Here is a 16001-nt window from a genome sequence, read left to right as displayed (position 1 = left end):
TGCTGCGCCCGCGTCACCCGGCGCAGCTCGCGGTGGCGTGCCTCCGCCATCAGCCGCCACACGCCGCGCGCGACCGCCGTGAACGGCGTACGCGGCGGCACCTCCAGCAGCGGCAGACCGTGCCGGTCGCACGCCGCGACGAGCCAGGCCGGCACCGTGTCGTACACCGGCGTGACACCGAAGCCCAGCGCGGCGGCGCCCGCCTCGACGACCCGCGCCACATACGTGTCCGCGTGCGCCTCGGTGAGCTGGACGCCCGCCGTGAGCAGCAGCTCGCCACCGAGCAGGTACGGGTACGGGTCGCTCATCTCCGAGGTGTGCACCCAGCGCACCTCGACCGCCGCGATCACCTCGGGATCGTTCCCGTGACCGACCGGAAGCAGACCCAGATCCCGGTCGGCCAGCAGCGCCGCCAGCGGTACGGACGGGGTGGGTGGCGGGGACTCCGGCATGGATGGTCCATCCATCATCGACGGTGAATATGGATGAAACCTACACTTCAGCGATTCCCGTCCGCCACCTACCGTCGACTCCCGACGCCGGACCCGGCACGCGAGACGGAGGACCCCATGGCAGTCGACTACGCGGTGATCGTCGTCTATCTGGCCGGCATGCTCGCGATGGGCTGGTGGGGCATGCGCCGCGCCAAGTCCAAGAGCGACTTCCTGGTCGCCGGGCGCAGGCTCGGCCCCTGGATGTACTCGGGCACCATGGCCGCCATCGTCCTCGGCGGCGCCTCCACCATCGGCGGCGTCGGTCTCGGCTACACCAACGGCCTGTCCGGCGCGTGGATGGTGTTCACCATCGGCCTCGGACTGCTCGCGCTCTCCCTCTTCTTCTCCGCGCGGATCGCCCGGTTGAAGGTCTACACGGTCTCCGAGATGCTCGATCTGCGCTACGGCGGCAAGGCCGGGCTGATCTCGGGCGTCGTCATGTGGGCGTACACGCTGATGCTCGCCGTCACCTCGACCATCGCGTACGCCACGATCTTCGACGTCCTCTTCGACATGGACCGCACCGTCGCGATCATCCTCGGCGGTGTGATCGTCGTCGCGTACTCCACACTCGGCGGGATGTGGTCGATCACCCTCACCGACATGGTGCAGTTCGTCGTCAAGACCATCGGGGTACTGCTGCTCCTGCTGCCGATCGCCGTCGTCAAGGCCGGCGGCTTCGCCGAGATGAAGGCGCGGCTGCCGCACGAGTACTTCACCCCGTTCGGCATCGGCGGCCAGACGATCTTCACCTACGTGCTGATCTACACCTTCGGCATGCTGATCGGACAGGACATCTGGCAGCGGGTGTTCACCGCGCGGGGCGACAAGGTCGCGCGGTACGGCGGGACGGTCGCCGGGACGTACTGCCTGGTGTACGCGGTGGCCGGCGCCGTCATCGGGACGGCGGCGAAGGTGATGTATCCGCACCTGACCAGTCCGGACGACGCGTTCGCCACCATCGTCAAGGACGAACTGCCCATCGGGGTACGGGGACTTGTACTGGCCGCCGCGCTCGCGGCCGTGATGTCGACCTCGTCGGGGGCGCTGATCGCGTGCGCGACCGTGGCGAACAACGACATCTGGTCGCGGCTGCGCGGGAGTCGCGGGCGTCGTAAGGACGCGGGTTACGGCGAAGGCCAGGGCGAGGGTCACGACGAGGGCCAGGACGCGGGCCAGGGCGAAGGCCAGGGCGAAGGCCACGACGAGGTGCGGGGCAATCGCGCCTTCATCCTCGTCATGGGCGTGGTGGTCATCGCGATCGCCATCGCGCTCAACAACGTCGTCGAGGCGCTGACCGTCGCCTACAACCTGCTCGTCGCCGGACTGCTCGTACCGATCCTCGGCGGCCTGCTGTGGCGGCGCGGCACGGTGTACGGGGCGCTGGCGGCCATCACCGTCGGCGGGCTCACCGTCGTCGGGCTGATGATCGGGTACGGCGTCCTCGCCAACGAGCCGATCTACTACGGGCTGCTGTCCTCGCTCGCCGCGTACCTCGTCGGCAGCCTCGTCACCAGGCCCACCGACGCTGCCGTGCTCGCCGCGTGGCGCGAGCGGGTGGCGGGGCGGGGCGCCGAGGAGCCGGACCGCGAGGCCGTTCCCGCGCACAGTTAGAGTCAAACCGTACCGAAAGCGCCGGCGAAGCCCGCGCGCGAGAAAGAAGGCATCGCAGCCATGAGCAGCAGCACCGAGCAGCCGCGCGGTCCCGTGGACTCCTCCCGCATCCCCAGGTACGCGGGTCCCGCCACGTTCGCCAGGCTGCCCCGCCTCGACGAGGTCGGCGGGCGCGCCGATGTCGCCGTCGTCGGCGTGCCCTTCGACTCGGGGGTCTCCTACCGGCCCGGCGCCCGCTTCGGCGGCAACGCGATCCGCGAGGCGTCACGGCTGCTGCGCCCGTACAACCCCGCGCAGGACGCGTCGCCGTTCGCGCTGGCGCAGGTCGCCGACGCGGGGGACATCGCCGCGAATCCGTTTGTCATCAACGAGGCCGTCGACACCATCGAGGCCGCCGCCGACGAACTGCTGTCCACCGGGGCCCGGTTGATGACCCTCGGCGGTGACCACACCATCGCGCTGCCGCTGCTGCGTTCGGTCGCGAAGAAGCACGGCCCGGTGGCCCTGCTGCACTTCGACGCCCATCTCGACACCTGGGACACGTACTTCGGGGCCGCGTACACGCACGGCACGCCGTTCCGCAGGGCGGTCGAGGAGGGCATCCTCGACACCGAGGCGCTGTCCCACGTCGGTACGCGCGGCCCGCTGTACGGCAAGAAGGACCTGGACGACGACGCGAAGATGGGGTTCGGGATCGTCACCTCGGCGGACGTCATGCGGCGGGGCGTGGACGAGGTGGTCGACCAGCTCAGGCAGCGCATCGGCGGCCGGCCGCTGTACATCTCGATCGACATCGACGTACTCGACCCGGCGCACGCGCCGGGCACCGGAACGCCCGAGGCCGGCGGCCTCACCTCGCGCGAACTGCTCGAAATCGTAAGGGGGTTGGCATCCTGCTCGCTGGTCTCGGCGGACGTGGTCGAGGTGGCCCCCGCGTACGACCACGCCGAGATCACCTCGGTCGCCGCGTCCCACACGGCGTACGAACTGACCACGATCATGTGCCGCCAGATCGCGGAGACCCGTGCCGCGCGTCAGACGGAGGTGCCGGGCAAGTGAGCCACGACCACGACGACGAGCCCGTACGGTTCACCGCCGAGCAGACCGCGGCCGCCCTCGCGCCCCCCGCCGGCCGCAATGGCGGCGACCTGGTGGTGGAGACCCTGCACGGGCTCGGGGCCACGACCGTCTTCGGGCTGCCGGGGCAACACGCGCTGGGCATGTTCGACGCGCTGCGCCGCTCGGACCTGGCGTACGTCGGGCTGCGCGTCGAGAACAACGCGGGCTTCGCGGCCGACGCCTACGGCAGGGTCACCGGCGAGGTGGCCCCGCTGCTGCTGTCCACCGGCCCCGGCGCGCTCACCTCACTCGCCGCGCTCCAGGAGTCGGCCGCCGCCTCGGCGCCCGTACTGGCGATCTCCAGCCAGGTGCCCGCCGCCGGCCTGGGCGGCGGACGCCACGGCCATCTGCACGAACTGCGGGACCAGCAGGCCTCGTTCCGCGATGTGGTCAAGTCCGTGCACACGGTCCGCACCCCCTCCCAGATCCCGTCGGCGATCGCCGCGGCCTGGCAGTCGGCCCTGACGGCGCCGCACGGCCCGGTCTGGGTGGAGATCCCGCAGGACGTACTGCTGGCCGAGACCGCGATGCCGGTCGTCACGGCGATGGACGCGAGCCCGCCCGAGCTGCACCCCCGCCCCGAACTGACCGCCGTGGCGGCCCACTTGCTGTCCCACGCGGCCCGCCCGGCCATCATCGCGGGTGGCGGGGTCGTACGCTCCGACGCGGCCGGCAAGCTCCGCGCGCTCGCCGAGAAACTGAGCGCGCCGGTCGTCAGCACGGCGGGCGGCAAGGGCGCCTTCCCCTGGGAACACCCGCTCTCCCTCCAGTCCTGGCTGGAGGACCGGCACACCACGGACTTCCTGGAGGACGCCGACGTCCTGCTGGTGGTCGGCTCGGGGCTGGGTGAACTCTCCTCGAACTACGGGACGTTCAGCCCGCGCGGCCGGATGATCCAGATCGAGGCCGACCTCGGGAAACTGGAGTCCAACTACCCGGCGCTGGGCATCCACGCGGACGCCAGGAACGCGCTGTCGGCGCTGCTGGAGTCGGTCGAGGAGCGGCGCGAGGCCCAGCAGGTGGCGGAGGCGGAGGCGGCGGTCCGTACCGTCCTCGCCAAGGTGCGGGCGCGGATCGACTCCCAGGACCTGGACGCTGAGCAGCACATCCTCGCCGAGGTCAGGGCCGCGCTCCCCGCGGCCTCCCCGAGCTTCTGGGACATGACGATCCTGGCGTACTGGGCGTGGTCGGCCTGGCCGGGCCCGCTGCACTCGGGCCAGGGCGCCGGAGGCCTCGGCTACGCCTTCCCCGCCGCGCTCGGCGCCGCCGTCGCCGACCGTACGACCCCGGTCCTGGCGGTCTCCGGCGACGGCGGCGCGATGTACTCGCTCGCCGAACTGGCCACGGCCCGCCAGTACGACCTGCCGGTCACCTGGCTGATCGTCGACGACGGCGGCTACGGCATCCTGCGCGAGTACATGACGGACGCCTTCGGTGAGACGACGGGTACGGAACTCGCACGCCCGGACTTCGTGGCCCTCGCCGAGTCCTTCGGCGTCCCAGCGGTCCGTACGACACCGGAAACCCTGCGCGCCGACCTCAGGGCCGCACTGGCGACGCCGGGTCCCTCGGTGGTGGTACTGCCCGCGCTGCTGCGGATGTTCGCCCCGACCCATCTGTGACTCGGTTGACCGATTATCGACTCAGGTCGGCGCCGTCCGTGCAGAGTTCCGCCAAAGATCATCTTGCTGCACACGGTAGAAAAGAGCACGTCAATGGCCCGGAACGCGGACGACAACTCCAACGCGGTGAGCATGCTGCACACCTCGCTGGTGGACACGCGCCAGGAGTTACGTAATTCCCTGTCCGACGGATTCGCCCTGCTGCGGACCGAGGCCGGTGCGGGCCACCGGGACACCCGCGAGGCCGTCGCCACCGAGTTGAAGGGCCTGCGTACGGAACTGCTCGACGCCACACGGCAGTTCGCCTCGGGCAAGGACGAACTGAGCCGGGTGGTGCACGAGGCGCTCCGGTCGGTGCGCGAGGAGGCCGAGCGGCTGCGGACGGCGGTGGACGAGGCCCACGCCAGGGAGGCGGCTCGTGAGGCGGCCCGTGAGGCGGCTCGCGAGGCCGCACAGGAGGCGCTCCCGAACCCCGCCCCGGGACCGCGCGCCGCCAACCACGAGCCGGCCGGTACGCCGGACCAGGATCAGGACCAGGCGAGCGCGGCCGGCGCCGAGCAGGAAACGGCCGAGTCGCTCCTCGTCGAACGAGTGACGGAATCAGTCCTCGCCGCACTGCGCGCGTCGGGTACGGATACGGGTACGGATACGGGCGCGGGTACGGGTACGGACAAGATCACTGGCACCGCCACAGCGACCGAGCCGCCCGTGGAGCCCCCCGTCCCCGTGGCGCCGCCGGTCACCGAGGACCACGGAGCCCTGCTGAGGCGGGCCGCCAGGGTCTCCTCGGCCTCCCTCGTCTGCCACCGCGACACCTGGGAATTCATCACCGGCCAGGCAGGCCGCCACCCGCACTTCCGGATGCCGCTCCAGATCACCGACCGCAGCGAGAACCGCATCGCGGCAGCCCTGTCGGGGCGGTCCCTGATCGCCGTCCTGATCTGCCTGTTCAACACGCAGCACAGCGCGGACGAAGGTGACGGCGACTGGGCGCTGGCAACCACCATTTACGGCCGTATTCACGACGGTCTTGACTCGCTCGACTCCACCGGAGCACCGGTCACCATCACGCTGGACGACCGCACCCCCGGAGGCGAGGCCGACCAGCGGGCCGCCGCCGCACCGGAAGGTTCCCCGAAGGCCTGACGGCCCTCCGAAGACCCTTGCGGCCAGGGGCCGGTCACGGCGGCCCCGAGCCGTTCAGCCAGAACGCTCCGTAGAGCGCCGAGCCGACGATCAGTACACCGAGGATGCTCGTCCACACGATCCGGCGGCGGTCGCGGTCAGCCAGCCACGCCGCCGCCGGCATCAGCACGCTGAAGGCCGGGATGAGCAGCCTCGGCTTCGAGCCGAAGAAGCCGGACGTGCACAGCGCCAACACCACAATGAGCCCGGTGTACACCTGAAGAGGGAGCGGATACCCCTTCGCGAAGCCCCGCCGGTACACCCACACCAGCAGCGCGACCCCGGCGATCAGCAGCACCCCGGTGATGTACGGCGGGTGGATCAGCAGATCGCCGATGAACCCGGCGAAGGCGACGCCGCCGTCGAAGCCGTTGCCCCAGCCGTTCTGGACATGCAGATAGCCCAGGAGGTCGTCGGTCCTGACGCCCACCCAGACGAAGTACGCGACAAAGCCCAGCGGCGCCAGGACGACACCGGGCAGCGCCTTGTTGTTCCAGCGGCCCGAGGTGTACGCCTTCTGCGCGACAGCCACCCAGACGGCGGCAGCCACCGCCAGCCCCACCGGGCGGGTCAGCCCCGCGAAGAGGGCCAGCAGCCCGGCCGCGGTCCAGCGTTCCTTCACCGCGAAGTACACGCCCCACACGGCCAGCGCCGTGAACAGCGACTCGCTGTACGCCATCGACTGGACGATGCCCACCGGCAGCGCCGCCCACAGGGCCACCGTGAACAGCGCGGCGCGCGCCCCGTACACCCCCTCGACCAGGAAGAAGATGCCCGCCGCAGCGAGGATCGAGGCGACCGCGCTCACCAGCAGCCCCGCGTCCGCCGGGCTCAGCGGGAAGACCGTCGAGAACGCCTTCTCCAGCCAGGGGAAGAGCGGGAAGAACGCCATGTCGGAGAGCGTCCGGCCGTCGGCGGTCCGCAGCTTGAAGTCGTAGCCGCGCTCGATCACCCGTACGTACCAGAGGGAGTCCCAGCGCGCGGAGAGCAGCGTGTGCGCGCTCTTTCCCCGGGCGCCCGCCCATACCGCCAAAGCGATCAGACCAAGCAGGCGAATCGCCACAAAACAGGCAATACTGGGCGCCACTCTGCGGAGGGGTTTATTCACCGTGGGCGCCTATTCAACTCGCTTCTCGCGTACCGCTTGAGGCACGTCCGCGACACCTTACGCGCCGCGAGAGGCGTACAAAGGACCGGTCCCATTTATTGCGGCGGGATGAAATCCGCAGTTGCGGGCGTTGCAACCTCCTTGTCCGGGGTGCGCGCCCGGACGACGCGGGGCAGGGCGACGGAAGGCGGCATCAGTGGCGGCGGCGAAGACAGCGGCGGCGGAATCAGCGGCGGAGTCGGCGGGGGAGTCCCCGGCGGAACCGGCGCCGGCGGTGGAGCAGACCTGGGTACGGCGACTGACGGGATACGCCTGGCGGTTCCGCACCAGGTTCATCCTCTCGCTCGTGGCATCGCTCATCGGCATGGGCGTCACCGCCCTCGTGCCCTTGATCACCAAGGTCGTCATCGACGACGTCATAGGCAACGGCACCCGTTCGCTCGCCGTCTGGACCAGCCTGCTCATAGCCGCGGCGCTCGTCATCTACGCCTCGACCTTCGTCCGCCGCTTCTACGGCGGCCGCCTCGCGCTCGACGTGCAGCACGACCTCCGTACTGAGATCTACGACACCATCACCCGCCTCGACGGGCGGCGCCAGGACAAGCTGTCCACCGGACAGGTCATCGGACGCGCGACCAGTGACCTCCAGCTCATCCAGGGTCTGCTCTTCATGTTGCCGATGACCATCGGCAACGTCCTGCTGTTCATCGTCTCCATCGTGATCATGGCGGTCCTTTCGCCGCCGCTGACCCTGATCGCCCTCGCGGTCGCGCCCGCCATCTGGTTCATCGCCCGCCGCAGCCGCGCCAAGCTGCACCCCGCCACCTGGTACTCGCAGTCGCAGGCCGCCGCCGTCGCCGGAGTGGTCGAAGGGGCCGTCAGCGGGGTCCGGGTCGTCAAGGGGTTCGGGCAGGAGGACCAGGAGACCGGGAAGCTGCGCAAGGTGGGCGAGAAGCTGTTCGCCGGCCGGCTGCGCACCATCAGGCTCAACGCCCGCTACACCCCGGCACTCCAGGCGGTACCCGCCCTCGGGCAGGTCGCGATGCTCGCGCTCGGCGGCTGGCTCGCCACCCGTGGGCAGATCAGCCTCGGCACGTTCGTGGCGTTCTCCACGTACCTCTCGCAGCTCGTCGGGCCCGTCCGCAACCTCGCCGTCGTGCTGACCATCGGACAGCAGGCACGGGCCGGGGTCGAGCGGGTGCTCGAACTCATCGACACCGAGCCCACCATGGAGGAGGGCACGAAGGAGCTGCCCGCCGAGACCGAGGCGTCCGTCGAGTTCGACGACGTGTCCTTCGCCTACGACGACGGCAGGCCCGTCCTCGACGGCTTCTCGCTGGAGATGAGCCCCGGCGAGACCGTCGCCCTGGTCGGTTCCTCCGGCAGCGGCAAGTCCACCGTCTCGCTGCTGCTGCCGCGCTTCTACGACGTCACGCACGGCGCGGTCCTCGTCGGCGGCCACGACGTGCGCGAGCTGACCTATCCCTCGCTGCGCGCCGCCATCGGGCTCGTCCCCGAGGACAGCTTCCTCTTCTCCGACTCCGTGCGCGCCAACATCGCGTACGGCAACCCGGACGCCACCGAGGAGGACGTCCTGCGCGCGACCCGCGCCGCGCAGGCGCACGGCTTCATCACCGCGCTGCCGGACGGGTACGACACCAAGGTCGGCGAGCAGGGCCTCACCCTCTCCGGCGGCCAGCGCCAGCGCATCGCGCTCGCCCGCGCCATCCTCACCGACCCCCGGCTGCTGGTCCTCGACGACGCCACCTCCGCCGTCGACGCGCGCGTCGAGCACGAGATCCACGACGCGCTGCGGGGCGTGATGGCCGGGCGTACGACGCTGCTCATCGCCCACCGCCGCTCCACGCTGGGCCTCGCCGACCGTATCGCCGTACTCGACGGCGGACGGCTCGCCGACATCGGCACCCACGACGAGCTCCAGCGGCGCTCCTCCCTCTACCGGCGGCTGCTGACCGACCCGGACGAACTGGGCGAGGTCTCACCGGGCCACGCCCCCGCGCTCACCGGCGCTTCCACCGGCGCCGAGTCCCTCACGGAGGCCACCGCCGAGTCCGTCGCCGAGACCATCGAGGACGAACCCAGCATCCAGGCGGAGATCGACGCGGAGTTCGACGCCGAACGCGGCGTCACACCCGCCCTCTGGGTACGCGACGAACTGGCCGCCGAGGACTCCGCCACCGCGGGCGCCACCCCCGAACTGCTCGCGCAGGTCGAGGCGCTGCCGCCCGCCACGGACACCCCGGAGGTCGACGAGGCACGCGCGGTCGCCGCCGAGGAGTCGTACGGGCTGCGCCGGCTGCTGAAGGGCTTCGGGCTGCCGCTGCTGACCAGCCTGCTCCTCGTCGCCGTCGACGCCGGCATGAGCCTGCTGCTGCCGGTCCTCGTCCGGCACGGCATCGACCAGGGCGTGGAGCGGCTCGCGCTCGGCGCCGTATGGACCGCGTCCTCGCTCGGGCTGCTGGTCGTGCTGGTCCAGTGGGTCGCGCAGGTCGGCGAGACCCGCCGTACGGGCCGTACCGGCGAGCGGGTCCTCTACTCGCTGCGGCTGAAGATCTTCGCCCAGCTCCAGCGCCTCGGACTCGACTACTACGAGCGCGAGTTGACCGGCCGCATCATGACCCGCATGACCACGGACGTGGACGCCCTGTCCAGCTTCCTCCAGACCGGGCTCGTCACCGCCTTCGTGGCCGTGGTCACGTTCTTCGGCATCCTGGTCGTGCTGCTGGGCATCGACGTACAGCTCGCGCTGGTGGTCTTCGCGACGCTGCCGGTGCTGTTCGCCGGTACGTTCTTCTTCCGCCGCATGAGCGTCAAGGCGTACTCGCTGGCGCGCGAGCGCATCGGGGTCGTGAACGCCGACCTCCAGGAGATGGTGTCGGGACTGCGGATCGTCCAGGCCTTCGGCCGCGAGCGGGACGGCTCCGCGATGTTCGCCGCCCGCAGCGACCACTACCGCTCGGCCCGCCGGCGCGGTCAGCTCCTGATCTCGGTCTACTTCCCCTTCGTGCAGTTCCTGTCGTCGGTCGCCGCGGCCTCCGTGATGATCGTCGGAGCGGGACGGATCGAGGCGGGGACCCTGACGACCGGCGCGCTGGTCGCCTACCTGCTCTACATCGATCTGTTCTTCGCGCCCGTACAGCAGTTGTCGCAGGTCTTCGACGGCTACCAGCAGGCGACGGTGTCGCTGGGCCGCATCCAGGAACTGCTGCGGGAGCCCACCTCGACCGGCTCCCCGCGGAACCCGCGCGAGGTGCCGTCGCTGCGCGGCGAGATCGCCTTCGAGGACGTGCACTTCACCTACGTGAGTGAGAGCGAGGGCGAGGAGGAAGCCGCGCTCGCCGGGGTCGACCTGCGGATTCCGGCCGGGCAGACCGTCGCGTTCGTCGGCGAGACGGGCGCCGGGAAGTCCACCCTGGTCAAACTGGTCGCACGGTATTACGACCCGACCGCAGGCCGGGTCACGGCCGACGGCACCGACCTGCGCGAGCTGGACATGACCGCGTACCGGCACCGGCTCGGCGTCGTACCCCAGGAGGCCTACCTCTTCCCCGGGACGCTGCGCGACGCCATCGCGTACGGGCGCCCCGACGCGAGCGACGCCGAGGTGGAGGCGGCGGCGCGGTCCGTCGGCGCGCACGACATGATCGCCACGCTGGAGGGCGGCTATCTGCACGAGGTGGCCGAGCGCGGCCGCAACCTCTCCGCCGGACAGCGCCAGCTCATCGCACTGGCGCGCGCCGAACTCGTCGACCCCGACATCCTGCTGCTCGACGAGGCGACCGCCGCGCTGGACCTCGCGAGCGAGGCGCTGGTCAACCAGGCCACCGACCGGCTCATCGGCCGCCGTACGACCCTGGTGGTCGCCCACCGGCTGACGACGGCGGCGCGCGCGGACCGGGTGGTCGTGATGGACCACGGGCGGGTCGTGGAGGACGGCACGCACGACGAACTGCTGGCGCTGGGCGGGCGGTACGCGCGGCTGTGGCAGAGCTTCATCGGGGACGGGGAGCCGGCGGCGGTCTGAGGGGGCGTCGGCGACCCAGGTCCGTCCTCCGCTGAAGCTGTGCTGAAGAGATCCTCCGGCGACGGGTGGAGTGTTACGTTCAGCGCGTCTGTCATGAACACAGGGAGTGTGAATGCGCAAGGCGCTGAGATGGCTGCTGTCGCTCGTACTCGTCATAGGAGCGGTGGGTGTGGCCGGTGCGGCCACCGCCGCCGACCGGGGTACGAACACCACCGCGAGTCCCACCGACACCACCGACATCAAGGACCGCATCCTCGCGATCCCCGGGATGAGCCTGATCCAGGAGACGCCCTACGAGGGCTACCGCTTCTTCGTCCTCAACTACACCCAGCCGATCGACCACCGGCACCCGTCCAAGGGCACCTTCCAGCAGCGCATCACCCTGCTGCACAAGGACACCAGCCGCCCCACGGTCTTCTTCACCGGCGGCTACAACGTCTCCACCTCACCGAGCCGCAGTGAGCCGACGCAGATCGTCGACGGCAACCAGGTCTCGATGGAGTACCGCTACTTCACACCGTCCCGCCCGCAGCCGGCCGACTGGTCGAAGCTGGACATCTGGCAGGCGGCGAGCGACCAGCACCGTATCTTCACGGCGCTGAAGAAGATCTACCCGAAGAAGTGGCTCGCCACCGGCGGCTCCAAGGGCGGCATGACCGCCACCTACTTCGAGCGCTTCTACCCGGCCGACATGGACGGGGTCGTCGCCTACGTCGCGCCCAACGACGTGGTGAACAAGGAGGACTCGGCGTACGACACGTTCCTCGCCACGGTCGGCACCAAGGAGTGCCGCGACAAGCTCGACGCCATGCAGCGCGAGGCGCTGATCCGCCGGGGGCCGCTGGAGAAGAAGTACCAGGACTGGGCGGCCCAGACGGGCTCCACCTTCAGCACGGTCGGCACGCTGGACAAGGCGTACGAGGCCGTCGTCCTGGACTACGTCTGGGCGTTCTGGCAGTACAGCCTGCTGTCGGACTGCGCGTCGATCCCGACCGCCGCGACCGCCTCCGACCAGGAGATCTACGACTCCATCGACGCGATCTCCGGCTTCTCCGCCTACACGGACCAGGGCCTGGAGCAGTACACGCCGTACTACTACCAGGCGGGCACCCAGATGGGTTCGCCGGACATCAAGCAGCCCTACCTGGGCAAGCTGAGCCGCTACGGCTACCAGCCGCCGCGCAACTTCGTGCCGCGTTCCATCCCGATGACCTTCGACCCGAAGGTGATGCCGAGTGTCGACAACTGGGTCCAGCACCACGCCGATCACATGCTGTTCGTGTACGGGCAGAACGACCCGTGGGGCTCGGAGCGCTTCCGGCTCGGCAAGGGGGCGCGTGACAGTTACGTGCTGACGGCGCCGGGTGCCAACCACGGCGCGAACGTGGCGGGTCTGGTGCCCGACCAGAAGGCGAAGGCCACGGCCAGGATCCTGGACTGGGCGGGTGTGGCTCCGGCCGCCGTTCAGCAGGACGAGGCGAAGGCGAAGCCGTTGACGACGTTCGACGCCAAGCTCGACCGGCAGAAGACCGAGCGGGAGCCGGGTCTGCGGCCGTAACGAGCCGTCATCGCGGGAGTTGTGCCCGCCGTCGGGGCTCGGGGCCCCCACGGGCCTCGGGGCCTCGGGGCTCGGAGCCCCAGGGTTCACAGACGGCGGGCACAGCCCACCGGCCGCTGACCGGCCACCAGCGGGTCGAGCCGTACGTACAGCGCTGTCGCCGCCGGACACCGCGAGCGCTCGGCCACGGCGGCCACCACCCGGAACTCCGGCTTACGGGCTCCCTGGGCCTGGGCCGCCGGGTCGCAGGAGGTCTCCTCCACCTCGCTCCCGCCGGCGCGGGAGCTGTATACGCAGTCGCCGACGACCGTATGGGGACCGCCGCCACCGCCCGGGTCGCCGGGGTGCGGGGCCTGGAGGTTGCGCATACAGGCGTAACCGCGCGTCGCGGGGAGGCCGCTGCTCCCGGAGATACGCAGCACGAAGTCGGTGGGCAGCGGGCAGACGGCCTCCGGCTCCAGCCCGGCGCCATGACGCAGCAGCACCTGGGCCGCCGCCCGCGAGCCGCCGCACGGAACCTCCCGGGGATCGGGACCGCGCGAACCGCACTCGCCCCGGTCCAGGAAGACCTTGCCGTACGAGGTGCCCGACGCGTCCGAAGCGCCGCCGCCGGCGGGCCCACGGGAGCCGAGGCCGAGCTGACACGCCGTAAGGGCCATGAACACCAGCAGGCAGGACAGCGCGCAGGTCAGAAGGTCAGGAAGGCGCCTGAGCCGGCCATCGCGCATAGGACTACAACTCCCGACACCCCACCTGGACCCAGCAGCCCCCCGGCCACCGTTGTCGACCGCGCGTCCAGCGTGCCGGGCGGATGCGGGCCGCGCCAGGGATGCGCCTGGTTTTGCGCCTTTTGGGGGTAGTGCGCCGGGGGTGCGTCGTACGCCCCGTACGCCTGCCCGATGCGCCTGCTGGATGCGCCTGCCTCGGACGGGCAGCGGCGCCAATGGGGGAGGGGGGCCGCCACCGGCGCATACAAAGGGGGGCGCACCGATGGCGGTGTGGCGCCGGCCGTAGGCGGCCTGGAGAGGGGAGTCAGCAGTCGCAGCCAGCAGCGAGGGCCGACAGCCGCCCGGCGGAGATTCTCCGGCGCTCACCTTGTTGGACGAGGGGGCTCGCCCGGAGGTTCCCGGGGCGCGGATCGCACCTCTCCGTCCCCGGCTCAGGCTTCCGTACAGACCCGGGGCCAGTGGCGCTGGAGGCTGTCCACGGCGGCGGTGACGGCGGGGCGCCTGGCGGCACCGGTGCGCCACAGCGCGTACAGCCGCCGTACGGGCGGTGGGTCGAGGGTGACGGCCCGTACGGCCCCGGGCAGCGTCCCACGCCCCAGCCGGGGGATCAGGGCGACGCCGAGACCGGCCGCCACCAGGGCGAGTTGGGTGTGGTTCTCCTCGGCCTGATGGGCGATGAGAGGTTCGTGGCCGACAGCGCGCAGCGTGCGCATGAGCCAGTCGTGGCAGACCGTGCCGGGCGGCTGGCTGATCCACCGCTGCCGCGACAGGTCCTCCCGCCGTACGAGGGCCTGCTCGGCCAGCGGATGCCCCGCCGGTACGAGCAGGTCGCACACGTCGTCCCCGATGACGGCCTGATCCACACCGTCGGGCGCGGGCAGCGGGGCGATGTCCCAGTCGTGGGCGATCGCGAGATCGATCGCGCCACGGGCGACCAGTTCGACGGACAGGTGCGGCTCCATCTCGCGCAGCCGGACATCAAGTGCGGGGTATTCCCCGGCCAGTTCGGCGAGGACGCCGGGGAGCAGCCCCCGGGCCGAGGAGGCGAAGGCGCCGACGTTCAACTGCCCGGTGGGCACGCCCCTGCGCTCTTCGAGGGTGGTCTCGGCGCGCTCGACTATGGAGAGCAACTCCTGTGCGGTGGCGGCCAGATGGAGCGCCTCCTCGGTGAGGGCGACGCCCCGGCCGCGCCGCTCAAGCAACGTCGTACGGGTCTCCCGCTCCAGCTTGGTGATCTGCTGCGACACCGCCGACGGCGTATAGCCGAGGGCGGAGGCGGCAGCCGCGACCGACCCGTGGACGGAGACGGCGTGCAGGGCGCGGAGCCGGGGCAGATCGAGCATGGTCACCTCACGGTTGGCGGGCTTTCGCTGTCCCGGGACGCGTAAGCGATGCTCAATTCAACCACCGAGGGGGAGTTGGGATCCTGTTGAGTCCGGCTCCGGAGGCCCGCGCGAAGGCCCCGCTCAGCCCACCTTGCCGCTGAGCCCCTCCAAGTAATCGCGCCCCGCACGCAGTTGGCCCGGCAGTTCCGCTGCCCCCGGGTACCAGCGCTTCTCGTACTCCCAGCACACCCAGCTCTCGTCGTCCAGCAGCGCCAGGTACTCCGCCAGCGGCAGCACCCCGGCGCCCAGGGCCAGCGGTGTGGTGTCGTCCGCCGACGCGATGTCCTTCACCTGGACGTAACCGAGGTACGGGCCGAGAGCCGCGTGGGTGGTCCTGGCGTCCTCGCCGGCCAGCCAGGTGTGCATCACGTCCCAGAGCGCGCCCACGTTGGGGTGGCCCACCGGGCCCAGTACGCGCGCCGAGGCCGCCCCCGTTCTGTGCGAGTCGTGGGTCTCCAGCAGGATGTGTACGCCGAGGTCCGCCGCGGTCTCGCCGGCGGCCGCCAGGCGGCGCGCCGCCGTCGCGTCGGCCTCGTCGGGGTCGGTGTCGCCGCCGCCGGGGAAGACACGGACGTACCGCGCGCCCAGGTCACCGGCCAGCCGCAGCAGGCCGTCCAGCTCCTCGCGCAGCGCCTCGTCGTCGAGGCTCGCGTCGGCGACTCTCGCGTATCCGGCGACCGTCAGGATCTCGATGCCGGCGCGCTTGAACTCGTCGACCACCGCCGCGCGTTCGCGCGATCCGATCCCCGGGTGCACCGGCTCCTCCGGGTGGCCGCGCAGCTCCACACCGTGGTAGCCGTTGGCGACCGCCAGCGCGATCACTTCGGGGATGGGCAGACCCGGTACTCCCAGGGTCGAGAAGGCGTACTTCACTTCGCTGTTCCTTCCTGATGGCGAGCCGCCGGCCACGGCACCTGTTCTGAGTACCCCGCCTCGCGGGCGAAATCCATCACCGTCGTCCGTCACCGTCACGCGCCGACATCATGCGCCGACGTCATCCGTCCCCGTGCCGCTCACGCCCGGGGCGGCGCCGTCGACGCCCTGGCCATCAGCTCCGCCGCGATCGTGGCGATCCCGCCCGGCGGCGGCGTCTCCGTACCCATCGCCAGCCGGCCGGCCCGCGCGCCCGCCTCGTGCAGCGGC

Annotated in this window: 11 protein-coding genes and 1 pseudogene; 6 read left to right on the top strand and 6 right to left on the bottom strand. The window is 71.1% G+C overall.

What is annotated here, in order from left to right:
- Positions 1 to 452, bottom strand: a 452-nt coding sequence (locus tag QR77_RS12130) for a PucR family transcriptional regulator ligand-binding domain-containing protein (RefSeq protein ID WP_040021611.1), incomplete at its 3' end; no start/stop codon positions are given.
- A 117-nt stretch (positions 453 to 569) separates the two neighbouring features.
- On the opposite strand from QR77_RS12130, the gene QR77_RS12125 reads away from it, so the two are divergent.
- The 4 genes from QR77_RS12125 (at position 570) to QR77_RS42120 (ending at position 5995) form a co-directional block, all read left to right on the top strand.
- Positions 570 to 2108, top strand: a complete 1539-nt coding sequence (locus QR77_RS12125) for a sodium:solute symporter (RefSeq protein ID WP_040021609.1) — start codon at positions 570 to 572, stop codon at positions 2106 to 2108.
- A 60-nt stretch (positions 2109 to 2168) separates the two neighbouring features.
- A complete protein-coding gene (gene speB / locus QR77_RS12120) occupies positions 2169 to 3167 on the top strand; it encodes an agmatinase (RefSeq protein WP_040021607.1) in 999 nt (332 codons plus the stop codon).
- Positions 3164 to 4849 (top strand): thiamine pyrophosphate-binding protein, encoded by a 1686-nt coding sequence (locus tag QR77_RS12115; RefSeq protein WP_040021606.1) that lies wholly within the window; start codon positions 3164 to 3166, stop codon positions 4847 to 4849. The genes speB and QR77_RS12115 overlap by 4 nt, the downstream gene beginning before the upstream one ends.
- Positions 4850 to 4942: 93 nt before the next feature.
- Entirely contained in the window at positions 4943 to 5995 is a 1053-nt protein-coding gene (locus QR77_RS42120) for a hypothetical protein (protein WP_052488691.1), read from the top strand.
- Positions 5996 to 6029: 34 nt separating this feature from the next.
- On the opposite strand, the gene QR77_RS12105 is transcribed toward QR77_RS42120, so the two are convergent.
- The gene (locus QR77_RS12105; RefSeq protein ID WP_236710611.1) at positions 6030 to 7097 is read right to left on the bottom strand and encodes a glycosyltransferase family 39 protein; all 1068 of its coding nucleotides are present in this window, start codon (positions 7095 to 7097) and stop codon (positions 6030 to 6032) included.
- A gap of 319 nt (positions 7098 to 7416) precedes the next feature.
- Between QR77_RS12105 and QR77_RS12100 the strand changes: the two genes are divergently transcribed.
- A complete protein-coding gene (locus QR77_RS12100) occupies positions 7417 to 11187 on the top strand; it encodes an ABC transporter ATP-binding protein (protein WP_040027762.1) in 3771 nt (1256 codons plus the stop codon).
- A gap of 112 nt (positions 11188 to 11299) precedes the next feature.
- Positions 11300 to 12745, top strand: a complete 1446-nt coding sequence (locus QR77_RS12095) for a S28 family serine protease (RefSeq protein WP_040021602.1) — start codon at positions 11300 to 11302, stop codon at positions 12743 to 12745.
- Between the two features lie 86 nt (positions 12746 to 12831).
- On the opposite strand, the gene QR77_RS12090 is transcribed toward QR77_RS12095, so the two are convergent.
- From QR77_RS12090 to QR77_RS45010, 4 genes and pseudogenes are all read right to left on the bottom strand, one after another.
- The gene (locus tag QR77_RS12090) at positions 12832 to 13473 is read right to left on the bottom strand and encodes a hypothetical protein (protein ID WP_040021601.1); all 642 of its coding nucleotides are present in this window, start codon (positions 13471 to 13473) and stop codon (positions 12832 to 12834) included.
- 431 nt (positions 13474 to 13904) lie between these two features.
- Entirely contained in the window at positions 13905 to 14816 is a 912-nt protein-coding gene (locus tag QR77_RS12085) for a LysR family transcriptional regulator (RefSeq protein ID WP_040021599.1), read from the bottom strand.
- 123 nt (positions 14817 to 14939) lie between these two features.
- Positions 14940 to 15731 (bottom strand): sugar phosphate isomerase/epimerase family protein, encoded by a 792-nt coding sequence (locus QR77_RS12080; RefSeq protein WP_040021598.1) that lies wholly within the window; start codon positions 15729 to 15731, stop codon positions 14940 to 14942.
- Between the two features lie 140 nt (positions 15732 to 15871).
- Positions 15872 to 16001 (bottom strand): annotated as a pseudogene (locus QR77_RS45010) (LacI family transcriptional regulator); the annotation flags it as partial.

The sequence above is a fragment of the Streptomyces sp. 150FB genome, from assembly GCF_000818195.1.
GTDB lineage: Bacteria > Actinomycetota > Actinomycetes > Streptomycetales > Streptomycetaceae > Streptomyces.
This window is presented reverse-complemented; position numbering and strand designations above follow the sequence as displayed.

What these genes read in the sequence shown, in the direction of transcription:
- QR77_RS12090 (WP_040021601.1), bottom strand. Translation starts at nt 13,473, where the DNA reads ATGCGCGATGGCCGGCTCAGGCGCCTTCCTGACCTTCTGACCTGCGCG.
- QR77_RS42120 (WP_052488691.1), top strand. Translation starts at nt 4,943, where the DNA reads ATGGCCCGGAACGCGGACGACAACTCCAACGCGGTGAGCATGCTGCAC.
- speB (WP_040021607.1), top strand. Translation starts at nt 2,169, where the DNA reads ATGAGCAGCAGCACCGAGCAGCCGCGCGGTCCCGTGGACTCCTCCCGC.
- QR77_RS12125 (WP_040021609.1), top strand. Translation starts at nt 570, where the DNA reads ATGGCAGTCGACTACGCGGTGATCGTCGTCTATCTGGCCGGCATGCTC.
- QR77_RS12095 (WP_040021602.1), top strand. Translation starts at nt 11,300, where the DNA reads ATGCGCAAGGCGCTGAGATGGCTGCTGTCGCTCGTACTCGTCATAGGA.
- QR77_RS12085 (WP_040021599.1), bottom strand. Translation starts at nt 14,816, where the DNA reads ATGCTCGATCTGCCCCGGCTCCGCGCCCTGCACGCCGTCTCCGTCCAC.